Source organism: Rhodococcus sp. 2G (genome assembly GCF_001886355.1).
GTDB classification, from domain to species: Bacteria; Actinomycetota; Actinomycetes; order Mycobacteriales; family Mycobacteriaceae; genus Rhodococcus; species Rhodococcus pyridinivorans.
The window spans coordinates 4,044,995-4,065,732 of record NZ_CP018063.1 but is presented as its reverse complement, the minus strand read 5'-3'; the positions used below and the strand labels follow the sequence as shown (position 1 = coordinate 4,065,732).

General features: G+C 67.8%; 22 protein-coding genes and 1 pseudogene. 14 read left to right on the top strand and 9 right to left on the bottom strand.

What is annotated here, in order from left to right; translation table 11 throughout:
* Positions 1–88: 88 nt before the first annotated feature.
* Positions 89–418: a MerR family transcriptional regulator gene (locus BO226_RS19100; RefSeq protein WP_006550764.1), complete on the bottom strand. Its 330-nt coding sequence runs from the start codon at positions 416–418 to the stop codon at positions 89–91.
* Between the two features lie 157 nt (positions 419–575).
* Here BO226_RS19100 and BO226_RS19095 point away from each other — a divergent pair, with 157 nt between their 5' ends.
* The gene (locus BO226_RS19095) at positions 576–1,001 is read left to right on the top strand and encodes an Hsp20/alpha crystallin family protein (protein ID WP_064256803.1); all 426 of its coding nucleotides are present in this window, start codon (positions 576–578) and stop codon (positions 999–1,001) included.
* 56 nt (positions 1,002–1,057) lie between these two features.
* Here BO226_RS19095 and BO226_RS19090 read toward each other — a convergent pair.
* Positions 1,058–2,238 (bottom strand): annotated as a pseudogene (locus tag BO226_RS19090) (zinc-dependent alcohol dehydrogenase).
* A 227-nt stretch (positions 2,239–2,465) separates the two neighbouring features.
* Here BO226_RS19090 and BO226_RS19085 point away from each other — a divergent pair.
* Positions 2,466–2,711 (top strand): DUF6480 family protein, encoded by a 246-nt coding sequence (locus tag BO226_RS19085; protein WP_006550761.1) that lies wholly within the window; start codon positions 2,466–2,468, stop codon positions 2,709–2,711.
* A gap of 34 nt (positions 2,712–2,745) precedes the next feature.
* On the opposite strand, the gene BO226_RS19080 is transcribed toward BO226_RS19085, so the two are convergent.
* Positions 2,746–3,210 (bottom strand): response regulator, encoded by a 465-nt coding sequence (locus BO226_RS19080; protein WP_006550760.1) that lies wholly within the window; start codon positions 3,208–3,210, stop codon positions 2,746–2,748.
* Positions 3,207–4,847 (bottom strand): sensor histidine kinase, encoded by a 1,641-nt coding sequence (locus BO226_RS19075; protein WP_064256804.1) that lies wholly within the window; start codon positions 4,845–4,847, stop codon positions 3,207–3,209. Before BO226_RS19075 ends, BO226_RS19080 begins: the two co-directional genes overlap by 4 nt.
* A gap of 264 nt (positions 4,848–5,111) precedes the next feature.
* Between BO226_RS19075 and BO226_RS19070 the strand changes: the two genes are divergently transcribed.
* A complete protein-coding gene (locus BO226_RS19070; protein ID WP_198040578.1) occupies positions 5,112–5,984 on the top strand; it encodes an LLM class F420-dependent oxidoreductase in 873 nt (290 codons plus the stop codon).
* A 39-nt stretch (positions 5,985–6,023) separates the two neighbouring features.
* On the opposite strand, the gene BO226_RS19065 is transcribed toward BO226_RS19070, so the two are convergent.
* Together BO226_RS19065 and BO226_RS19060 are read right to left on the bottom strand one after the other, a co-directional pair.
* Positions 6,024–6,794: a thioesterase family protein gene (locus tag BO226_RS19065; protein WP_006550757.1), complete on the bottom strand. Its 771-nt coding sequence runs from the start codon at positions 6,792–6,794 to the stop codon at positions 6,024–6,026.
* Entirely contained in the window at positions 6,791–7,450 is a 660-nt protein-coding gene (locus BO226_RS19060) for an SACE_7040 family transcriptional regulator (RefSeq protein ID WP_006550756.1), read from the bottom strand. Before BO226_RS19060 ends, BO226_RS19065 begins: the two co-directional genes overlap by 4 nt.
* 89 nt (positions 7,451–7,539) lie before the next feature.
* Between BO226_RS19060 and BO226_RS19055 the strand changes: the two genes are divergently transcribed.
* Genes BO226_RS19055 through BO226_RS19035 form a run of 5 tightly spaced genes read left to right on the top strand, consistent with a single transcriptional unit; the run spans position 7,540 to position 13,673 of the window.
* Positions 7,540–9,159 (top strand): carboxyl transferase domain-containing protein, encoded by a 1,620-nt coding sequence (locus BO226_RS19055; protein ID WP_064256805.1) that lies wholly within the window; start codon positions 7,540–7,542, stop codon positions 9,157–9,159.
* 8 nt (positions 9,160–9,167) lie between these two features.
* Entirely contained in the window at positions 9,168–11,201 is a 2,034-nt protein-coding gene (locus BO226_RS19050) for an acetyl-CoA carboxylase biotin carboxylase subunit (RefSeq protein ID WP_064256806.1), read from the top strand.
* The gene (locus BO226_RS19045; RefSeq protein WP_024102433.1) at positions 11,201–12,364 is read left to right on the top strand and encodes an acyl-CoA dehydrogenase family protein; all 1,164 of its coding nucleotides are present in this window, start codon (positions 11,201–11,203) and stop codon (positions 12,362–12,364) included. The genes BO226_RS19050 and BO226_RS19045 overlap by 1 nt, the downstream gene beginning before the upstream one ends.
* The gene (locus BO226_RS19040; protein ID WP_019290589.1) at positions 12,361–12,855 is read left to right on the top strand and encodes a MaoC family dehydratase; all 495 of its coding nucleotides are present in this window, start codon (positions 12,361–12,363) and stop codon (positions 12,853–12,855) included. The genes BO226_RS19045 and BO226_RS19040 overlap by 4 nt, the downstream gene beginning before the upstream one ends.
* Positions 12,852–13,673 (top strand): HpcH/HpaI aldolase/citrate lyase family protein, encoded by an 822-nt coding sequence (locus BO226_RS19035; protein WP_064256807.1) that lies wholly within the window; start codon positions 12,852–12,854, stop codon positions 13,671–13,673. Before BO226_RS19040 ends, BO226_RS19035 begins: the two co-directional genes overlap by 4 nt.
* Positions 13,674–13,680: 7 nt before the next feature.
* Here the strand turns inward: BO226_RS19035 and BO226_RS19030 are convergent, their stop codons facing one another.
* Positions 13,681–14,454, bottom strand: coding sequence for an IclR family transcriptional regulator (locus BO226_RS19030; protein WP_019290591.1), 774 nt, complete (start codon positions 14,452–14,454; stop codon positions 13,681–13,683).
* A gap of 202 nt (positions 14,455–14,656) precedes the next feature.
* Between BO226_RS19030 and BO226_RS19025 the strand changes: the two genes are divergently transcribed.
* Both BO226_RS19025 and BO226_RS19020 read left to right on the top strand, forming a co-directional pair.
* Positions 14,657–15,418, top strand: a complete 762-nt coding sequence (locus BO226_RS19025) for a CoA transferase subunit A (RefSeq protein WP_071935901.1) — start codon at positions 14,657–14,659, stop codon at positions 15,416–15,418.
* A 3-nt stretch (positions 15,419–15,421) separates the two neighbouring features.
* On the top strand, positions 15,422–16,075 hold the full coding sequence (locus BO226_RS19020; RefSeq protein WP_024102429.1) for a CoA transferase subunit B: 654 nt from the start codon (positions 15,422–15,424) through the stop codon (positions 16,073–16,075).
* On the opposite strand, the gene BO226_RS19015 is transcribed toward BO226_RS19020, so the two are convergent.
* Positions 16,062–16,598: a J-domain-containing protein gene (locus BO226_RS19015; RefSeq protein WP_024102428.1), complete on the bottom strand. Its 537-nt coding sequence runs from the start codon at positions 16,596–16,598 to the stop codon at positions 16,062–16,064. The genes BO226_RS19020 and BO226_RS19015 overlap by 14 nt on opposite strands.
* Before the next feature lie 138 nt (positions 16,599–16,736).
* Between BO226_RS19015 and BO226_RS19010 the strand changes: the two genes are divergently transcribed.
* From BO226_RS19010 to dmpG, 4 genes are all read left to right on the top strand, one after another.
* The gene (locus BO226_RS19010; RefSeq protein ID WP_033097576.1) at positions 16,737–17,492 is read left to right on the top strand and encodes an IclR family transcriptional regulator; all 756 of its coding nucleotides are present in this window, start codon (positions 16,737–16,739) and stop codon (positions 17,490–17,492) included.
* Between the two features lie 91 nt (positions 17,493–17,583).
* Positions 17,584–18,429, top strand: a complete 846-nt coding sequence (locus BO226_RS19005; RefSeq protein ID WP_064256808.1) for a 2-keto-4-pentenoate hydratase — start codon at positions 17,584–17,586, stop codon at positions 18,427–18,429.
* The gene (locus tag BO226_RS19000) at positions 18,426–19,358 is read left to right on the top strand and encodes an acetaldehyde dehydrogenase (acetylating) (protein WP_019290597.1); all 933 of its coding nucleotides are present in this window, start codon (positions 18,426–18,428) and stop codon (positions 19,356–19,358) included. The genes BO226_RS19005 and BO226_RS19000 overlap by 4 nt, the downstream gene beginning before the upstream one ends.
* Positions 19,355–20,410 carry a 4-hydroxy-2-oxovalerate aldolase gene (gene dmpG / locus BO226_RS18995; protein ID WP_064256809.1) on the top strand — a complete coding sequence of 352 codons (1,056 nt, stop codon included), beginning with the start codon at positions 19,355–19,357 and terminating at the stop codon, positions 20,408–20,410. The genes BO226_RS19000 and dmpG overlap by 4 nt, the downstream gene beginning before the upstream one ends.
* 19 nt (positions 20,411–20,429) lie before the next feature.
* On the opposite strand, the gene BO226_RS18990 is transcribed toward dmpG, so the two are convergent.
* Positions 20,430–20,720 (bottom strand): GNAT family N-acetyltransferase, encoded by a 291-nt coding sequence (locus BO226_RS18990; protein WP_064256810.1) that lies wholly within the window; start codon positions 20,718–20,720, stop codon positions 20,430–20,432.
* Positions 20,721–20,738: the final 18 nt, after the last annotated feature.

The following is a 20,738-nucleotide window of genomic DNA, read 5'->3' as shown; positions in this document are numbered from 1 at the left end:
CCTACGCACCTCTGAGGCGTTCTTGAATCTTAGCCCGGTTCTACTGAACCGGCCCGGTCTTTCTGCTGTTTGCACAGGTAGAGGCGGTCTAGGAAGTATGCGGCGGGGGAGGGGGTCTGCTGTCCAGGGTGGAGCGCAGACGGTCGTTGTCCTCCTTGAGGGCCGCGTTGTTCGCCTCGAGTTCGAGGATCCGGGCGATTCCGGCGATATTGATTCCGGAGCCCACCAGTTCGACGATCCGTTGGACGATCTCGAGATCGTTGTCGCTGTAGCGGCGCGTCCCACCCGCTGTGCGTGCGGGGTTCAGCAGCCCTCGGCGTTCGTACAGGCGCAAGGTCTGCGGGTCGAGTCCCGACAGTTCGGCGGCCACCGAGATGCCGTAGACCCCGCGCCGGGCGCGTAACGGATCTGGCGTCATCGTTTCCTCCGGAGTCGGTCTTCTCGGGTCGCGCTGCGGTCACCCGCGACTTGACCGAACCTTATCACAGGTCCATAATAAATCTGTGTCTACGGACACAGGTAATCAACAAAGCGTGGCCGTCACGAACGGCCGGACAGTCGGAGGTGACAGACCGATGTTGATGCGCACCGACCCCTTCCGCGATATCGATCGCTTCACGCAGCAGGTGCTCGGCACCATGGCACGGCCCGCGGTGATGCCGCTCGATGCATGGCGAGAAGGCGACCGTTTCGTCGCCGAGTTCGATCTCCCGGGCGTCGACGCCGACTCGATCGACCTCGATGTCGAACGCAACGTGCTCACCGTGCGCGCGGAACGTCCGGAAGTCGACCGGGACAAGGAATTCGTCTCGACCGAGAGGCCGCGAGGCATCTTCACTCGTAGGCTGTTCCTCGGTGACACCCTCGACACCGATCGGATCGAAGCGCAGTACCGCGGTGGTGTTCTACGGGTGACGATTCCTGTCGCAGAGAAGGCGAAGCCCCGCAAGATCTCGGTGATCGACGCGGAGGCGAACGGCCAGGCCGCGATCGAGAAGTGAACCGCTACGGCGAACCGGGCCCGGGATGATTCCCGGGCCCGGTTCGGCTGCGTCCACTACGGTTTCAGGCAGATCTTGATGGCGCCGTCCTGCTTCTTCTGGAAGATCTCGTACGCGTGCGGTGCGTTGTCGAGCGGGAGGCGGTGGGTCGCGAAGTCGTCGACCCCCAGCGGATCCTCGTCGGTCAGCAGCGGCAGGATCTCCGGGACCCAGTTCAACACGTTGGCCTGACCCATGTGGAGACGGATCTGCTTGTCGAACAGGGTGAGCATCGGCATCGGATCCGCCGCCCCGCCGTACACACCGCTCAACGAGATCGCGCCACCACGCCGCACGACGTCGATCGCGGTGTACAGCGCGTGGAGACGGTCCACTCCGGCCTCTCCATGAACGGCTCGGCGATCGCCGACGGCAGGAAGCCGGCGGCACTCTGGGCGAGCTTCGCGACGGGCGAGCCGTGCGCCTCCATACCCACGGCGTCGATCACCGAATCGGTGCCGCGCCCGTTCGTCATGTCACGGATCATGTCGCCGGGATTGTTGTCGACCTCGCGCAGATCGACGACCTCGATGCCGCGGGAGGCCGCGCGGGCCAGTCGCTCGGGGACCATGTCCACGCCGATCACGCGGGCACCCTTGTGCACCGCGATGCGGGCGGCCATCTCTCCGATGGGGCCGAGGCCGAGCACCGTGACACTTCCGCCGTCGGGGATCTCCGCGTACTCGACGGCCTGCCACGCGGTGGGCAGCACGTCGGAAAGGTAGACGAAACGGTCGTCGGCCGGCCCTTCCGGGACCTTGATGTGGGTGGCGTCGGCATGGGGGACGCGCAGATATTCGGCCTGCCCGCCGGGCACGCTGCCGTAGAGCTTCGAGTAGCCGAACAGTGCGGCGCCGGTGCCCTCCTCACGGACCTGCGTGGTCTCGCACTGCGAATGCAGGCCGTGGGAACACATGAAGCACTGGCCGCAACACACCTGGAAGGGGATCACCACCCGGTCGCCGGGCTTCAGCTTCGTGACGCCGGAGCCGACCTCCTCGACGATGCCCATCGGTTCGTGACCGAGAATGTCGCCGGGAGTCATGAAGGCTCCCAACACCTCGTACAGGTGCAGGTCGGAGCCGCAGATGTTGGTGGTGGTGACGCGGATGACGGCGTCACCGGCCTCCTGGATCGTCGGATCGGGCACCGTATCGACGCTCACGTTGCGGCGCCCTTGCCATGTCACTGCCTTCATGTCGCTCCTCGGTTCCTCGGGTGCAGGAATGTCGGGCCGTGCCCGGCACGTGTCCCTCGATGCCTACCCCCGCTCGGCGCGGGCAAACGCTGCCCGCGAGCGGGTCCCTGCCGCGCCGCACATGTTTGCGCGTGCCGGAGGAGAGGTATGTCGCCACAGAACCGAATCACCGCGACACATGTCTGTGGCCGCTCTTGCGGGAGCGCAGCCGCACAGAAGGAGGTCAGGTGACCACTTCGGACCCCGAACACCACGGAAGCCAGGATCCCGAACCTTCGCGCACCCCGGATCTCGAGCCCGGTGGCGGCGTGGCGCCCGGATCGACGCCCCCGGACTCGGGGACGACGTCCGGGCTGTCCGCTCCGGAACCGGACACGAGAAAGCGATTCCCCATCAGCGGGTGGCTCACGCTGCTCGCCGTCGCGGTGATCGTGATCATCTTCGTGGTCGCGATCTTCGGCATCCTGTCCTGACGGTTCGGCCCGAGCCGCCCCGCGGAGCTTCTCGTCAGCGTCCGCGACGCGGTAGCCGCACGACCTGCACGAAGAATTCGTCGATCTGCTTCACGGCACCGATGAACTGGTCGAGATCGACCGGCTTGGTGACGTACGCATTGGCGTGCAGCTTGTAGCTGCGGAGAATGTCCTCCTCGGCCGACGAGGTCGTGAGCACCACGATCGGGATGTCGGACAGTTCCGGATCGGACTTGATCTTCGTCAGCACCTGCCGGCCATCGTACTTCGGCAGGTTCAGGTCGAGCAGGATCAGATCCGGGCGCGGCGCACCCTCGTGGTCGCCCCGGCGGTACAGGAAGTCGAGTGCTTCCGCCCCGTCGCGGACGACGTGTAGGGCGTTGCCGATCTTGTTGTCCTCGAATGCTTCACGGGTCATCAGCTCGTCGCCGGGATCGTCCTCGACCAACAGGACGTCCACCGGTCGGGCAGCGGGATAGGTCACGATCGTGCTCCTCATGACGTTGTCCCCTGCTTCTGCTCGACGGGGCGTGATGCGGTTCCGAGGGTGAAGCAGATTCGAGTGCCCTCGGTATGAGTATCGCCGTACTCGGTGTCGATCCAGATTCTTCCCGCGTGATACTCGACGATTTTCTTGCTCAGCGCCAGTCCGATACCGGTGCCCTGGTAATCGTCGCGAGGATGCAGCCGCTGGAAGATGACGAACACCTTCTCGGCGTACTCGCTGTCGATCCCGATGCCGTTGTCGGTGACGCAGAAGTGCCACCGCGGACCGTCCGACTCGGCCTCGGCCTTTTCGCACTCGATCCTGATCACCGGGGTGCGATCGGGATGGCGGAACTTGATGGCGTTGCCGACCAGGTTCTGCCACAGCATCGTCAGCAGAGTGGGGTCGCCGGTGAGCTCGGGGAGGTCGTCGGGGCGTTCGATCTGCGCCTGTGACTCCTCGATGGAGGCGGAGAGGTTGAACAACGCCTTCTCGAGCGGTCGGCCGAGGTCGACCCGGACGTAGGCGTCGTGGACGCGTCCGACCCGGGAGAAGGCGAGCAGATCGCTGATCAGCACCTGCATCCGTTTCGCGCCGTCCACGGCGTATTCGACGTACTGTCGTCCACGATCGTCGAGGACGTCGCCGTACCGCTTCTCGAGCAGCTGGCAGAAGGACGCGACCTTCCGCAGCGGTTCCTGCAGGTCGTGCGATGCGACGTAGGCGAACTGCTCGAGTTCGGTGTTCGAGCGGCGGAGTTCCTCGGCCTGGGAATCGAGATCCTCGGTCTGTTTCGCGAGCAGGGTCTGCTGCTTCCGGGAGTCCGCCAACGCGTCCGCGATACGACCGCGCATCGTCTCGACGTCGAGGGCGAGTGCCCGGATGTCCTTCGGTCCCTGGGGGTATATGTGCTGGTAGAAGTTCTCCTCCAGCGCGACCCGGCGACTGGCGTTGCGGAGTTTGCTGAGCGGCACGGCGACGAGATTGTGGACGAGGGCCACCATCGCGAGGCCGGTGAGGATGAACGTGATCACCATGGCGATCAGGACCGAGTTGCGGATCGTCCGGGACTGCACGAGATCGTCGAGGTTCTCTTCGAGTACACGGGAGAGCGCGCTGTTCTCCCGGACGAACATCGACCGGATCTCACCGAAGGTCAGCCGGTCCTCCTCTGCCAGGTTCGCATCGACGGGGCGCGGCTGCCCGGGCACGACTGTGGCGATGATCGGCTCTGCATATTGCGTCTGCCACTGCCGGGCGGTGGCGTCGATGGAGTCGATGTCGGCGAGGAGCTCGGGATGGTCGGCGAGGAGTTCACGGAGGCGATCGAGGGCGACCTGCTGATCGGCTCGGCCGGCGCGATACGGCCCGAGGAAGATCGGGTCGGTCGTGAGCGCATACCCGCGGACCGCGGTCTGCTGATCGAGCAATGAGCTCTGCAGCCGGTAGGACTCCGTCATCGCGGGCTGGATCCGCCCGGTCACCTCGTCGGTGATCTGCACGGTGCGCTGGATGAAGATTCCGCCCACGATCGAGCCGAGGACGGCGAAGACCGCGAGGACCGCGAACGCGACCTGGAACCAGCTCTGCACGACCAGCCGCGACGAGAACCGCTCGATGCGCGGTTCGGGAACCGAAGGATCCCTCATCGCCGCACCGTCGCTCCGACCTCGGCGGAACGCACGATACCGATCACATCCACCCCAGCTTCCCGGCCCGTGCCCGATTCGCGCCTACGGGCGACGAATCCCGACGGCGGTGCGGTCCCGAACCTGTCGGTCTGCGAACACACGTATGGACGGGCTGTCTGTTGAACCCGAATGCGAACTGTAGCCGACCGGTGGAGCCGTTCCGATCCGGCCACGGGCCGAACCGGCTGCACCGAGTGCCGGAACGCGACAAGGGTCGGTCGCATGACACGACGAGTGAGTGTGTGGGGTGGCGCGTTCTGGCTCAGTCGGAAGGTTCGCGAGCAGGCGCTCGATGCAGCCCGCGAACTGGAGGAGCTCGGGTACTCCCGGTTGTGGACGTCCGGCGGATTCAAGGACGGCTTCCCCTCCGTCTACGGTGAACTGCTCGCGGCGACGACGACGCTCGAGCTGGCGAGCGGCATCATCAGCATCTGGCACGCCGACCCGGAGACCACGGCGGCTGCGGTCGCCGATCTGGAGTCGCGGTATCCCGGTCGTTTCCTGCTGGGCGTCGGAACGAGTCACGCTCCCGTCGTCGACGCGCGGGAGAACACCAGCTACACCAAGCCCTACAGCCGGATGGTCGAGTACCTCGACGGCCTCGATGTGGCGTCGACGCCGGTGCCCACCGATCGCAGGGTCCTCGCGGCGCTCGGCCCGCGCATGCTGGAGCTGTCCGCCGAGCGCGCGGCAGGAGCCCATCCGTACTTCGTTCCGCCCGCGCACACCGCGGTTGCGCGTGAGGCCCTCGGCTCGGAGCCGTTGCTCGCGCCCGAGGTGGCCGTCGTCCTCGAAACCGACGAGACCGTTGCGCGTTACATCGCCCGCGAGTACATGCGCGGTTATCTCGCGCTGCCGAACTACTCGAACAACCTGCGTCGTCTCGGGTATACCGACGAGGACCTCGCCGACGGTGGCAGCGACGGCCTGATGGACGTGCTCATCCCGTGGGGCGATCTCGACAGCGTCGTCGCCGGCATCGAGAAGCACTACGCCGCCGGTGCCGACGAGGTCGCCATCCAGGTGCTCACCGCGGATCCGTTCACCTTCCCGAGCGAGGGCTACCGGCAGCTCGCGTCCGCGCTGCTGAGCTGAGGTCACCGAACCCCGAGGTCACCGGATCGGTGTGGCCGCTCAGATCGGCCGCACCGTGAGGATCTGGGACATCGTGCCGATCGGTCCGGTCGCATCGTGCAGCACCGTGCTCGTCAGGCCGACGCCGTCGGCGCCGAACGAGACCGACGTATCGAAGCCGACCCATTCACCGCGGGGTTCGGCGAACAGGTGCGCGGTCAGGTCGACGTTGGGGAAGGCGACCGTTCTCGGATCGGCACGCACCGCCATGCCGTTGGCGATGTCGAACAGGCCGGCCGTGGCGGCGAGATCGCTGACCTTCTCGCCCTCCACGAGCGGGAGACCGGTGCGCACCCAGAACGAGGCCCGTCCGGGTGCGGTCGAGACGCGGCGCACCTCCACCGAGTCGATGAATCCTCCCGGCCACAGCGTCGTCGGGTCCCAGGGTTCGCAGTCCTCGGGCGTCGGAATCGGCTGCAGCGTGGTGCCGGCGATCTCCGCGGTGGGACGGGTCTGCATCAGCCACGCGCGCGCACGCACGATCGCGCGCCCGTCGTAGGCGAGGGTCGCTTCCACGAGTTCGATGGTGCGTCCGGGCCGCAGGACCTCGACCGTCGTGACGACGGGACCGACGGGCACGGTGCCGAGGATGTCGTACGACAGGCGTCCGATCGTGAGGTCGTCGTCGCGCCGCGCGTCGCGGTCGCATTCGACGACGTGGGCGATCAGCCCGAGAGCGGGAGCGATGTGCTGCTCCGCCTCGTTCCACGCCCCACCGACATGTTCGGTGGCGCGGAAGGAGGTCGGGCCGAGTCGTTCGAAGTAGCTCATGCGGTCTCCGTTCGTGACGGCTCTGCCGCGAGAGCCGAGGGGGTCGCGGCGAGAGCTGCCAGTGCCATGCGTCGCAGCACCGCGCGGGTGCCTTCGGGGGAACGCGGGTCGGCGCTGTGCGGTGTCGAGTTGATGAGTCCGAAGGTCGCGTGCGCCATCGTGCGCGCATCGGATTCGGGCAGTGCGGGGTCGATGCGGCGCAGGGCGTCGACCCAGATCTCGACGTAGCGACGCTGGGTCACCCTCACCTCCCGCTGCCCCTCGTCGGGGAGGGACGTGAACTCGCGGTCCTGCACGCGGATGAGATCGGGCTCGCCCAGCGCGAAGTCGAGATGGAAGTCGACCAGGCCCTCGAGGGCGTCGCGCGGGTCGGGCGTCGTCTCGGCGACCTGCGTGCCACCTGCGAGGAGGCGGCGGCTGATCTCGACGAGGATCTCGACGAGCAGGGCGTCCTTGTTGGGGAAGTGCCGGTACACGGCGGGACCGCTGATCCCCACGGCCGCACCGAGATCCTCGAGGCGGACCCCGGGGAATCCGCGTTCGGCGATCAGGTGCGCCGCGGCACGCAGGAGGTCCCGTCGGCGTTCCGCCTTGGCGAGGCTACGCCGCGTCGGGCGTCCCGATGCGGTCGAGACGTCGATCGCGGACTCGGTCATGAAAATCTCCGCTCGGTGTGGTCTGGACAACTCGGTTAATCATAACTAACCTAGATTTCAGTTAATGGCGATTAGTCGATCTACCGAGGATGGTGTCCGTGACAACCGCTGAGACGGCCTCGACAACCAGCCGCGACCAGCACGAACAGCTGGTCGGAGAGCTCCGAGACAAGCTCGCTGCCGCAGCCCTGGGTGGCAGCGAGAAAGCCCGGGAGCGGCATGTCGCCCGCGGCAAGCTGCTTCCCCGCGACCGCGTGGACGAACTGCTCGACACGGGCAGCCCGTTCCTCGAACTGTCGCCCCTCGCCGCCGACGGCATGTACGACGACGAGTGTCCCGGCGCCGGCATGATCGCCGGCATCGGCCGCGTCGCCGGCCGCGAGTGCGTGATCGTCGCGAACGACGCCACCGTCAAGGGGGGCACCTACTATCCGATCACGGTCAAGAAGCACCTTCGGGCGCAGGAAGTCGCGCTGCAGAACAACCTGCCGTGCCTGTACCTCGTCGACTCCGGTGGCGCCTTCCTGCCGCGGCAGGACGAGGTCTTCCCCGACCGCGAGCACTTCGGCCGCATCTTCTACAACCAGGCCACCATGAGCGCCAAGGGGATTCCGCAGATCGCCGCGGTCATGGGCTCGTGCACCGCCGGCGGCGCCTACGTCCCCGCCATGAGCGACGAGGCCGTCATCGTCCGCAACCAGGGCACCATCTTCCTCGGTGGCCCGCCGCTGGTGAAGGCCGCGACCGGCGAGGTCGTCACCGCCGAAGAGCTCGGCGGCGGCGACCTGCACTCGAAGGTCTCCGGCGTCACCGACCACCTGGCCGAGGACGACCGCGACGCGCTGCGCATCGTGCGAGACATCGTCTCCACCTTCGGTCCGCGCAACCCGCGTCCGTGGGACGTCGAACCCACCGTCGAACCCGAGGCCGACCCCACCGAGCTGTACGACGTGGTGCCCACCGACTCGCGCATCCCCTACGACGTGCACGAGGTCATCGACCGTGTGGTCGACGGCGCCGGCGGTGACGGCCATGGATCCAGCAGCTTCCACGAGTTCAAGGCCGAATACGGCAAGACTCTCGTCACCGGCTTCGCACGCATCCACGGCCACCCGGTCGGCATCATCGCGAACAACGGCGTTCTCTTCGGCGAATCCGCCGTCAAGGGAGCGCATTTCATCGAACTGTGCGACAAGCGCTCGATCCCGCTGGTGTTCCTGCAGAACATCTCCGGCTTCATGGTCGGCCGCGACTACGAGGCCGGCGGCATCGCCAAGCACGGCGCGAAGATGGTCACCGCGGTTGCGTGCGCGCGGGTGCCGAAGCTGACCGTCGTCATCGGCGGCTCGTACGGTGCCGGCAATTACTCGATGTGCGGTCGCGCGTATTCGCCTCGCTTCCTGTGGATGTGGCCCAACGCCCGCATCTCCGTCATGGGTGGCGAGCAGGCCGCCTCGGTGCTGGCCACGGTGCGCTCCGACCAGCTCGATGCCTCGGGCAAGCCCTGGACGGCCGAGCAGGAGGAGGAGTTCAAGGCTCCGATCCGCGCCCAGTACGAGGAACAGGGCAATCCCTACTACTCGACCGCGCGCCTGTGGGACGACGGCATCATCGATCCCGCAGACACCAGAAAAGTTCTCGGACTGGCACTGTCGGTGTGCGCCAACGCCCCGCTAGAGCCGGTCTCCTACGGCGTCTTCCGGATGTGAGTGCACCCATGACTGATACGACTCGGATCGACACGGTGTTGGTCGCCAACCGCGGTGAGATCGCGGTGCGCGTCATCCGCACCCTGAAGGCGATGGGCATCCGCTCGGTCGCCGTGTTCAGCGAGGCCGACCGCGACGCCCGGCACGTGCAGGAGGCCGACACCGCGGTGCTGCTCGGACCCGCCGCGGCGCGCGAGAGCTATCTGGTGATCGACAAGGTTATCGACGCGGCGCTCGCCACCGGTGCACAGGGCATCCATCCCGGCTACGGATTCCTTTCGGAGAATTCGGCTTTCGCCGCCGCGTGCGCCACTGCCGGTATCGCCTTCCTCGGCCCGTCCGCCCACGCCATCGAGACCATGGGCGACAAGATCACCGCCAAGGCCGCGGTGTCGGAGTTCGGCGTTCCCGTCGTGCCCGGCATCTCCCGGCCCGGACTGAGCGACGACGAACTGATCGCGGGCGCCGAGGAAGTCGGCTATCCCGTGCTCGTCAAGCCGTCCGCCGGTGGTGGCGGCAAGGGCATGCGCCTCGTCGAGGACCCGAAGGATCTGCCCGCCGCGCTCGAATCCGCCCGTCGCGAAGCGGCGTCGGCGTTCGGTGACGACACCCTCTTCCTCGAACGGTTCGTCCAGCGCCCCCGGCACATCGAGGTCCAGGTCCTCGCCGACGCGCACGGCAACGTCGTCCACCTCGGCGAGCGCGAGTGCAGTCTCCAGCGGCGGCACCAGAAGGTCATCGAGGAAGCGCCCTCGCCGCTGCTCGACGAGGCCACCCGCGCCCGCATCGGTGAGGCCGCGTGCAACACCGCGCGCAGTGTCGACTACACCGGCGCCGGCACCGTCGAGTTCATCGTCTCCGCCGACAAGCCGGACGAGTTCTTCTTCATGGAGATGAACACCCGACTGCAGGTCGAGCATCCGGTCACCGAGATGGTCACCGGCCTCGACCTCGTCGAGTGGCAGGTGCGTATCGCCGCGGGCGAGCCGCTCGGCTTCACCCAGGACGACATCACCCTCACCGGCCACGCGATCGAGGCCCGCGTCTACGCCGAGGATCCGGCTCGTGGCTTCCTTCCGACCGGCGGTGAGATCGTCGATGTCGTCGAGCCTTTCGGGGCGAGCGCAGCGACGGGGAACGTCACCGGTCCCCGCGTGCGCGTCGACTCCGGCATCCGCGCCGGCACCGTGGTCGGCAGCGACTACGACCCGATGCTCGCCAAGGTCATCGCCCACGCCGACGACCGCGCCGGAGCGCTGCGCCGCCTCGACCGGGCGCTCGCACAGACCGCCGTGCTCGGCGTCGTCACCAACGTCGACTTCGTGCGGTTCCTGCTCGCCGACGACGACGTGATCGCCGGCGCGCTCGACACCGGCCTGCTCGACCGTCGACTCGGCGACTACACCGCCCCCACGACCGCCGATTCCACGCTCGTCGCCGCGGCCATCCTGCGGTGGCTCGACCGCTGGGCGGGCGACACCACCGATCCGTGGGCGGTGCCCGACGGATGGCGCGTCGGTGCCCACCGGCCCGTCACGTCGCGGCTCACCTCCGGCGACCGCACCGCACATGTGCGCCTGACCGGAACTCCGGCGGCCGGTGTCGCCGAGGTCGAGGACGGCGAGACCTACCGGTTCAGCGCCGTGCTGCACGGCTCCGATCTGGCGGTCGTGCTCGACGGCCGGCGTCACAGCTACCGCGTCGGCGAATCCGACGGTGCGGTCTGGCTTTCCGACGGCCACGGCAGCGTCGCCGTCCGCGAGGTGCGCGAGGCATCGGTGCGCGGCGACGACGCCCACGCCGGCGACGCCGACATCACGAGCCCGATGCCCGGCGCCGTCATCGCGGTGTCCGTCGCCCCCGGCGACACCGTCACGGCCGGGCAGACGCTCGTCGTCGTCGAGGCCATGAAGATGGAACATTCGCTCACCGCCCCCATCGACGGCACCGTCGAACTGTTCGCGGCAGCCGGTGAGCAGGTCAAGGTCGATCAACTTCTCGTGCGAATCACCCCGCACGCCGACACGGAAGAGACAAAGTGATGACGGAATACCTGGCCACGGGCCAACTTCCCGACGAGTACGAGCAGCTGCGCAAGACGGTCGCCGACTTCGCCCGCACGGTGGTCGCGCCGGTCGCCGCCAAGCACGACGCCGAGCACTCGTTCCCCTACGAGGTCGTGCAGGGCATGGCCGAGATGGGCCTGTTCGGCCTGCCGTTCCCCGAGGAGTACGGCGGCATGGGCGGCGACTACTTCGCGCTGTGCCTCGCGCTCGAGGAACTCGGCAAGGTCGACCAGTCCGTCGCCATCACCCTCGAGGCCGGTGTCTCGCTCGGCGCGATGCCGATCTACCGCTTCGGCAACGAGAAGCAGAAGCAGGAGTGGCTGCCGCAGCTCGCGAGCGGCCGCAACCTCGCGGCCTTCGGGCTCACCGAACCGGGTGCGGGCAGCGACGCCGGAGGCACCAAGACCACCGCCAAGCTCGAGAACGGCGAGTGGATCATCAACGGCAACAAGCAGTTCATCACCAACTCCGGCACCGACATCACCTCGCTCGTGACCGTCACCGCCGTCACCGATGTGCGGGAGAACGGCAAGAAGGAGATCTCCACGATCCTCGTGCCGACCTCCACGCCGGGCTTCACCGCCGAACCCGCCTACAACAAGGTCGGCTGGAACGCCTCCGACACGCATCCGCTCACCTTCGCCGACGTGCGGGTGCCCGAGGAGAACCTCCTCGGCGAGCGGGGCCGCGGCTACGCCAACTTCCTGCGCATCCTCGACGAGGGCCGCATCGCCATCGCCGCGCTGTCGACCGGCGCCGCGCAGGGCTGCGTCGACGAATCGGTGAAGTACGCCAAGGAGCGCGAGGCGTTCGGCAGCCCGATCGGCAACAACCAGGCCATTGCCTTCAAGATCGCCCGCATGGAGGCACGTGCGCACGCCGCGCGCACCGCCTACTACGACGCCGCCGCCGCGATGCTCGCCGGCAAGCCGTTCAAGAAGCAGGCCGCCGTCGCCAAGCTCGTCGCGTCCGAGGCCGCGATGGACAACGCGCGCGACGCGACGCAGATCCACGGTGGCTACGGCTTCATGAACGAGTATGCCGTGGCGCGCCACTACCGCGACAGCAAGATCCTCGAGATCGGTGAGGGCACCACCGAGGTGCAGCTCATGCTCATCGGACGGGAGCTGGGACTGTGAGCGAGACCGACACCACCGTGGAGAAGCGGATCGTCCAGCGTGGTCTGTGGTTCGAGGAGTTCGAACTCGGCGCGATCTACGAGCACCGCCCCGGCCGGACGATCACCGAGGCCGACAACACGCTGTTCACGACGCAGACGATGAACACGCAGGCGCTACACCTCGACGCCGCATACGCTGCCGAGACGAGTTTCGGTGAGCGTCTGGTCAATTCGATGTTCACGCTCTCGACGCTCGTGGGACTGTCGGTCGCCCAGCTCACGCAGGGCACGATCGTCGCGAATCTCGGGTTCTCCGAGATCTCCTTCCCCAAGCCGTTGTTCCACGGCGACACGCTCTACGCCGAGACGAAGATCGTCGACAAGCGCGAGTCGAAGAGCCGGCCGGGGGAGGGCATCGTCACCCTCGAACACACCGGTCGCAACCAGCACGGCGATGTCGTCGCCGTCGCCGTGCGCAAGACCCTGGTCCAGAAGAGGCCCACGACATGACCTGGGAACTCCCCGGCCCCGGATGGCTTTTCTGTCCCGCCGATCGTCCGGAGCGCTACGCCAAGGCCGCCGAACGTTCCGACGTGGTGATCATCGACCTCGAGGATGCCGTCGCGCCGGCCGACAAGCCGGCGGCCCGTGAGGCGCTGATCGCCACTCCGCTCGACCCCGAACGCACCGTGGTGCGGGTCAACCCGGTGGGCACGGCCGACCACGAGGCCGATCTCGAGGCACTGCGCCGCACGTCGTACACGCGGGTCATGCTGCCCAAGTGCGAGAGCGGCGACGAGGTGCGCTCGCTCGCACCGCTCGAGGTGGTCGCGCTCATCGAGTCGCCCCTCGGGGTGCTCGCGGTGGAGGACATCGCCGTCGCCGAGAACACCCTCGGAATGATGTGGGGTGCCGAGGATCTCGTCGCCGGACTCGGTGGCAACGCGAGCCGTCACGCCGACGGGACGTACCGCGCGGTCGCGCAACACGCCCGGTCGGTGACCCTGCTCGCCGCGAAGGGTCACGCCCGCTGGGCGCTCGACTCGGTGTACCTGAACATCAAGGACACCGACGGCCTGTACGAGGAGGCGCTCGACGCCGTGGCGGTCGGATTCGACATCAAGGTGTCGATCCACCCGAGCCAGGTCGACGTCGTCCGCCGGGCGTACGCGCCCACCCCCGAGGAGGAGGCGTGGGCGCGGCGCGTTCTCGAGGCCGCCGAATCGGAACGCGGCGTCTTCGATTTCGAAGGGAAGATGGTCGACGCCCCGGTGCTGCGTCACGCCGAGCGCGTGCTGCAGCGCGCGTCGGCCGCCGCCTCGGCATGACCGCGTGTCACCGGGGACGGTGACGCAACAACTGAGTGAGACGGTGGGCGCTGTCGAGCAGCGCCTCACCGAGTTCGGGCACACGATCGGGCCGGAACCGGCTCTCCACGCCGGTCAGACTCAACGCCCAGGTCGGGGCGCCGCGGTGATCGAACACCGCGGCGCCCATTCCCCAACTGCCCTCGACGATCAGTGCCGGATTGACGGCGTAGCCGGTCAGCCGTGTCGTCTCGATCCGTTTCTCCAGTGCGGGTCGCGCGTGGTCCGGTCCCCAATCCTGCGTGAGATCCACCCGCGACAGATGCGCCTCGATCTCCTGATCGGGCATGTGCGCGAGGATCGCCAGCCCCGCCGACGCCACCCCGAGCGGGAACCGGATCCCGATGTGGAGCACGTGCGAACGCAGCGGGAAGCTGCCCTCCTCCATCGCCAGACAGACCGTCTCGTCGCCCCGCCGCGCGGAGAGGAAGGCGCTCTCGCCGGTCGCGCGCGCCAGATCGCGCAGCACGTCGCCCGCGAGATCGGTGATGTCGTAGCGCACGGAGGCGAGCGATCCCAGCAGGTAGAGCTCGGGTCCGAGGGCCCAGCGTCCCGACGCCGGATCCCGGTCGACGAGCCCCTCGTCGGCGAGCGAGCTGAGCAGCCGGTGCACCGTGGGCCGGGCGAGATCGGTGGTGCGGGCGACCTCCGAGGTCGTCACCCCTTCCGGTTCGTGCGACGAGACGGTGCGCAGCAGGGCGGCGATCCGCGCGACCAGTTGACCCCGTGCATCGGACGACATGCCTCGATTCTACGTCCACTCAGTGAACGCATATAGCGTCTCTGTTCGATGAACGATCAATTTCAGAGAGATTCCGGCAGGTACTTGTGTTCGCCACCTGCAGACTCTTTAGTAGAAACCAAGCATGCGACTGCGTTCATCCAGTGGACGTGATTTGTCCAGCGGAGCCCGGCGGCTCCCCCGGAAACCCGAGAGGTGAGAGTTGGCAACGAAAGTGTTCGAGACGGCGGCGGAGGCCGTCGCCGACATCCGTGACGGTGCGACGCTCGCGGTGGGCGGATTCGGACTGTGCGGTATCCCCGACATCCTGATCCGGGCCATCGCCGACGCCGGGGCCACCGACCTCGAGGTGTTCTCCAACAACTGCGGTGTCGACGGCCACGGTCTCGGAATCCTGCTGGGCAGCAAGCGCATCCGCCGGGTCACCGCGTCGTATGTCGGGGAGAACAAGGAATTCGCCCGGCAGTACCTCTCGGGTGAGCTCGAGGTCGAGCTGACCCCGCAGGGCACCCTCGCCGAGAAGCTCCGCGCCGGTGGCGCAGGCATCCCCGCCTTCTTCACCCCCGCCGGCGTCGGCACGCCCATCTCGCAGGGCGGACTGCCGTGGAAGTACCACGCCGACGGTTCGGTCGCGGTGGCGTCGCCGGCGAAGGAGATCCGCGAGTTCCGCGGCAAGCGGTACGTGCTCGAGGAGTCCATCACCGCCGACTTCTCGCTCGTGCACGCCCTCAAGGGCGACACCGAGGGCAACCTCGTGTTCAACAAGGCCGCGATGAACTTCAACCCGCTCGCCGCGATGGCCGGCCGCGTGTGCATCGCCCAGGTCGAGGAACTCGTCGAGCCGGGCGAGATCGATCCGGGCGAGGTGCACCTGCCGGGAATCTTCGTGAACCGGGTCGTGCACACCGGTGTCCAGGACAAGCAGATCGAAAAGCGCACCGTCAGCGCCGCGAAGGGAGCGTAGAACATGACCACAGCTGTCGAGACACTCGGCTGGACGCGCACACAGATGGCCGCGCGCGCCGCGCAGGAACTCGCGCCGGGGGAGTACGTCAACCTCGGTATCGGCCTGCCGACCCTGATCCCCAACTACCTGCCCGAGGGTGTGCACGTCACCTTGCACAGTGAGAACGGCATCCTGGGAACCGGGCCGTACCCCACCGAGGACTCGGTCGATCCCGACCTGATCAACGCCGGCAAGGAGACCGTGACGGTCAACCCCGGCGCTGCCTTCTTCGACTCGGCGCTGAGCTTCGGCATGATCCGCGGCGGCCACATCGACACCGCCGTGCTCGGCGGCATGGAGGTCTCGGCCACCGGCGATCTGGCCAACTGGATGGTGCCCGGAAAGATGGTCAAGGGCATGGGCGGGGCGATGGACCTCGTCCACGGCGCCCGCACGGTCATCGTGCTCATGGAGCACACGGACAAGCAGGGCAACCCGAAAATCGTCTCGGAGTGCTCGCTGCCGCTCACCGGTGAGGGCGTGGTCCAGCGCATCATCACCAATCTTGCGGTGATCGACGTGGCCGCCGACGGCCTCGTCCTGACCGAGTGCGCCCCCGGCGTCACCGAGGAGCAGGTGCGCGCCGCGACCGGAGCACCGCTCACCCTTCCCTGACGACCGGCCGGTTCCGCCTGCGGAACCACCGGAAGATCCACCCCCTGCGCACGGCCCCGGCCTCGGACTCCGTTTCGAGCCGGGGTCGCGTCGAGTTCAGAGCCGTGCGGGCCTCCTCACGACGACGCGCCCGCTCGACGGTCCACACCTCCACCATCTCCTCGGCGTCGACCTTGTGGATCGGCACGGGCAGTCCGCTCGGGAACCGCAGGCAGTCGGCGATCCGCCGGTTGAGATCGGAGACGATCTCGCGCACCACCTTCTCGCTGGGAGCCGACCCGACCGTGCCGGGCAGCCGCTCGATCTCGCGCCGCAACTGCAATTCGGGCGGCAGCAGAGCCTCCGTTGAAAGACCTTCGCGCGCCAGATAACTCTTCACCCACCACAGCTCGTCGTCGCCGTGGTCGGGGATGGGTTTGCCGTAACCGGGCAGATCGTCGAAATCGCCCCGGTCCTGCGCCACGCGGATCTGCCGTTCGATCCACGTCTCGAACGTCAGATCCCACCGCTTGCGCTCGGTCACACATCCAGGATGCCAGGGGCGGGCACCGGGTCCGGGCGGCTGTGGGTCCCGACCGCCACACGGTGCTGGTGTCCTAACCTGAGCCACGTGGAAGGACAGCGCGAGTCGCCGGTGCATGCCCGCCCGCCGGGCGACGGGGTGGACACCAACACGGTGCTCGGCAAGGTCGTCACCGTGCTGTGGGCGTTCACCGCCGACGACCACGTCCTCACCCTCGCCGAACTGGGTCGACGCACCGGTCTGCCGAAGGGGACGCTGCACCGCGTCGTCGGCGACCTCGTCGCCGTCCGGTTGCTCGACAAGGACCCGGCCGGTTACCGCCTGAGCGGGCAGCTCTTCGAACTGGGCCTGCGCGCCTCCCTCGAGCGGGGCCTGGTCGAGGTCGCCATCCCGTTCATGGAGGACCTCTACGAGCGCACCCACGAGACCGTGCACCTCGGCGTCCCCGAGGGTGTCGAGGTCGTCTATGTCTCGAAGATCGGCGGACATCGCCCCGCGTCCACGCCGTCCCGGATCGGTGGGCGAATGCCCATGTACTGCACCGGGATAGGCAAGGCTCTTCTCGCGTTCTCCCCACCGGAGCTGCTGGCCGAGGTGGTCGAGGCCGGATTGGCGCGCAAGACTCCCCGCACCATCACGACCCCCGGGCGGCTCGGGGCGAATCTCGCGACCGTGCTCGAGCGCGGGGTGGCCTTCGAGTTCGAGGAGTCCGCGGTCGGCCTGGCCTGTGTCGCCGCCCCGATCCTCGACGCGGACGAGCGTCCCATCGCGGCGGTGAGCGTCACCGGTCCCGTCACCCGGTTCCGTCCGGAGAAGCACGAGGGAGCGGTGAAGGCCGCCGCCGCGGGTATCGCCGCCACCCACGCCCGCCGCGAGGCCATTCGCAACCTCTGAGCGCGCACGTTCCACTCACCGGAACGACCCCCTGTACGGGGGCGGACCTCGCCGCCACGATGGTCGTAATCCATCGAACGACGAGGACGTGATGACTACCAGCTCCAACACCACATCAGCGGCGGATCGCACCCGCATCGCCGGTGCGGCGGCCGACCGTCTCATCGAGGCCACACGCAGCTCCACACCGTGCGGTCCGGTCCGCGACCTGCTCGGGGAGACCGACATCGACCTGGCGTATGCGGTGCAGCAGCAGCTCACCGACCGCCGGCTCGTCGAAGGTGCCCGCATCGTCGGACGCAAGATCGGCCTGACCTCCCCGGCGGTGCAGCAGCAGCTCGGTGTCGACCGCCCCGACTTCGGTGTCCTCTTCGAGGACATGGACGTCACCGCTCTCGACGAGGTGCCCAGTGAGCGCCTGCTGCAGCCGAAGGCCGAGGCCGAGATCGCCTTCGTCCTCTCCGCCGACCTCGACTCGGACGATCTCGATCTCGCGACCGTCCGCGCCGCCGTCGGCCACGCGGTTGCCGCTCTCGAGATCGTCGACAGCCGCGTCGCCGGCTGGGACATCAAGATCACGGATACGGTCGCGGACAACGCATCCAGCGGCCTGTACGTGCTCGGTTCGCAGACGCTCACCCTCGACGAGTTCGAGCCGATCGACGCCACCATGCGGATGTACGTCGACGACGAGCTCGTCTCCGAGGGCAACGGCGCAGCCTGCCTCGGCGATCCGCTGAACGCCCTGCTGTGGCTCGCGCGCACGGCACGCGAGTTCGGGCAGCCCCTGCGCGCAGGGCAGGTCGTGCTGTCGGGGGCACTCGGCCCGATGGTTCCGGCGCCGCCCGGCGTCACGGTCCGCGCCGAGATCTCCTCGCTCGGCACCGTCACCGCGCGTTTCTCTTCCGAAAGCTCCACCGCACAGGAGAACTCATGACCACCAAGGTTGCCGTCATCGGGTCGGGCAACATCGGCACCGACCTGCTCATCAAGATCAAGCGACTGGCCGACGCCGAACTCGAAACCGTCGCCCTCGTCGGCATCGATCCCGAATCCGACGGCCTCGCACGGGCGAAGCGCCTCGGCATCGACGCCATCTCGACCGGTGTCGAAGGACTCGTCGAGCACCCGCGCTTCGACGAGATCGAGATCGTCTTCGACGCAACCTCGGCGAAGGCCCACGAGTACAACGAGAAGGTCCTGCGCCCCCACGGGAAGATGCTCATCGACCTGACGCCGGCCGCGATCGGCCCGTACACGGTGCCGCCGGTGAACCTCACCGAGCACCTCGACGCCCCGAACGTCAACATGGTCACCTGCGGTGGCCAGGCCACCATCCCGATCGTCGCGGCCATCTCGCAGGTCACCAAGGTGCACTGGGCCGAGATCGTCGCCTCGATCTCCTCGAAGTCGGCCGGCCCCGGCACCCGCGCCAACATCGACGAGTTCACCGAGACCACCTCGCAGGCCATCGAGAAGATCGGTGGCGCCACGCGCGGCAAGGCGATCATCATCCTCAACCCGGCCGAGCCGCCGATGATCATGCGCGACACCGTGCTCGCTCTCGTCGGTGAGGACCGCAAGGACGAGATCGTCGCGTCCGTCGAGGCGATGGTCGCGAAGGTCCAGGAATACGTGCCCGGCTACACCCTCAAGCAGGAGGTGCAGTTCACCGAGGTCACCGAGCCCATGGAGACGCTCACCGACCACACCGGCCCTCTGTGGAAGGTCGCGGTGTTCCTCGAGGTCAAGGGCGCAGCGCACTACCTGCCCGAGTACGCGGGCAATCTCGACATCATGACTTCCGCGGCGCTGCAGGTCGCACGCGCCGTGGCGGCACGCACGAAGGATCAGGTGACGGCATGACCGCGGCAACGACGACGCCTCGCGAATTCGCAAGCGACGGAACGGCTCTGTACATCCAGGACGTGACCCTGCGCGACGGCATGCACGCCATCCGCCACCGCATCACGCCACAGGACGTCGCGAAGATCGCCGGTGCGCTCGACCGTGCTGGTGTGGATGCCATCGAGGTCTCCCACGGCGACGGTCTCGCCGGTCACTCGCTGACCTACGGTCCCGGCAGCAACACCGACTGGGAGTGGCTCGAAGCCGCTGCCGGAGCGATCAATTCGGCCACGCTCACCACGCTGCTCCTGCCCGGTATCGGAACCGTCCACGAGCTGAAGCGTGCCTACGAGATCGGCGTGCGGTCGGTGCGCATCGCGACGCACTGCACCGAGGCCGACGTCTCCGCGCAGCACATCGCCGCGGCGAAAGAGCTGGGCATGGACGTGTCCGGCTTCCTGATGATGTCGCACATGGCCCCGTCCGAGGAGCTCGCCCGCCAGGCGAAGCTCATGGAGTCCTACGGCGCCGACTGCGTCTACGTCACCGATTCCGGCGGACGCCTCACGATGGACGGTGTTCGCGAGCGTGTGCGTGCCTACCGTGAGGTCCTGAACGAGACCACGCAGATCGGCATCCACGCGCACCAGAACCTGTCGCTGTCGGTCGCCAACTCCGTGTGTGCCGTCGAGGAAGGCGTCATCCGCGTCGACGCGTCGCTGGCCGGACACGGTGCCGGTGCCGGCAACTGCCCGATCGAGCCCTTCGTCGCCGTCGCCGACCTGCTCGGCTGGAAGCACTCGTGCGATCTGTTCGGGCTGCAGGACGCCGCCGACGATCTCGTGCGCCCGCTGCAGGACCGTCCGGTGCAGGTCGACCGCGAGACCCTCACCCTCGGCTACGCCGGCGTGTACTCGAGCTTCCTGCGTCACGCCGAGACCGCCGCGAGCATCTACGGTCTCGACACCCGCGACATCCTCGTCGAGATCGGCCGTCGCGGCCTCGTCGGTGGGCAGGAGGACATGATCACCGACGTCGCACTCGACCTGCGCAACCGCGCGGGGAACTGACCAGCGCCCGCGTGCATGTCTAGTCGGTCAGATCCCGGTAGTCCGGGTGCTTCTCGATGAACTTGTCGACGTACGAGCAGATCGCGACGATGCGCTTGCCGCGTTCGCGGACGTCGTCGAGGGCGAAACCGACGAGCTTGCCTCCGAGTCCCTGACCGGAGTAACCCTTGTCGATCTCGGTGTGGTCGAAGACGAGGCGACCGTCGTCGTCGGGGTGGTACTGGGTGTATCCGACGACGGCGTCGTCGTCCCGGACTTCGTACCTCTGCTTCTCGGCGTTGTTCACCACGGTCACGGACGAATCGCTCATGGTCTTCCTCTCACCGTC

Excerpts from the sequence above, each read along its gene's own strand:
- BO226_RS19100 (WP_006550764.1), bottom strand. The coding sequence starts at position 418 with ATGACGCCAGATCCGTTACGCGCCCGGCGCGGGGTCTACGGCATCTCG.
- BO226_RS19095 (WP_064256803.1), top strand. The coding sequence starts at position 576 with ATGTTGATGCGCACCGACCCCTTCCGCGATATCGATCGCTTCACGCAG.
- BO226_RS19080 (WP_006550760.1), bottom strand. The coding sequence starts at position 3,210 with ATGAGGAGCACGATCGTGACCTATCCCGCTGCCCGACCGGTGGACGTC.
- BO226_RS19075 (WP_064256804.1), bottom strand. The coding sequence starts at position 4,847 with ATGAGGGATCCTTCGGTTCCCGAACCGCGCATCGAGCGGTTCTCGTCG.
- BO226_RS19070 (WP_198040578.1), top strand. The coding sequence starts at position 5,112 with ATGACACGACGAGTGAGTGTGTGGGGTGGCGCGTTCTGGCTCAGTCGG.
- BO226_RS19065 (WP_006550757.1), bottom strand. The coding sequence starts at position 6,794 with ATGAGCTACTTCGAACGACTCGGCCCGACCTCCTTCCGCGCCACCGAA.
- BO226_RS19060 (WP_006550756.1), bottom strand. The coding sequence starts at position 7,450 with ATGACCGAGTCCGCGATCGACGTCTCGACCGCATCGGGACGCCCGACG.
- BO226_RS19055 (WP_064256805.1), top strand. The coding sequence starts at position 7,540 with ATGGTGTCCGTGACAACCGCTGAGACGGCCTCGACAACCAGCCGCGAC.
- BO226_RS19050 (WP_064256806.1), top strand. The coding sequence starts at position 9,168 with ATGACTGATACGACTCGGATCGACACGGTGTTGGTCGCCAACCGCGGT.
- BO226_RS19045 (WP_024102433.1), top strand. The coding sequence starts at position 11,201 with ATGACGGAATACCTGGCCACGGGCCAACTTCCCGACGAGTACGAGCAG.
- BO226_RS19035 (WP_064256807.1), top strand. The coding sequence starts at position 12,852 with ATGACCTGGGAACTCCCCGGCCCCGGATGGCTTTTCTGTCCCGCCGAT.
- BO226_RS19030 (WP_019290591.1), bottom strand. The coding sequence starts at position 14,454 with ATGTCGTCCGATGCACGGGGTCAACTGGTCGCGCGGATCGCCGCCCTG.
- BO226_RS19020 (WP_024102429.1), top strand. The coding sequence starts at position 15,422 with ATGACCACAGCTGTCGAGACACTCGGCTGGACGCGCACACAGATGGCC.
- BO226_RS19005 (WP_064256808.1), top strand. The coding sequence starts at position 17,584 with ATGACTACCAGCTCCAACACCACATCAGCGGCGGATCGCACCCGCATC.
- BO226_RS19000 (WP_019290597.1), top strand. The coding sequence starts at position 18,426 with ATGACCACCAAGGTTGCCGTCATCGGGTCGGGCAACATCGGCACCGAC.
- dmpG (WP_064256809.1), top strand. The coding sequence starts at position 19,355 with ATGACCGCGGCAACGACGACGCCTCGCGAATTCGCAAGCGACGGAACG.
- BO226_RS18990 (WP_064256810.1), bottom strand. The coding sequence starts at position 20,720 with ATGAGCGATTCGTCCGTGACCGTGGTGAACAACGCCGAGAAGCAGAGG.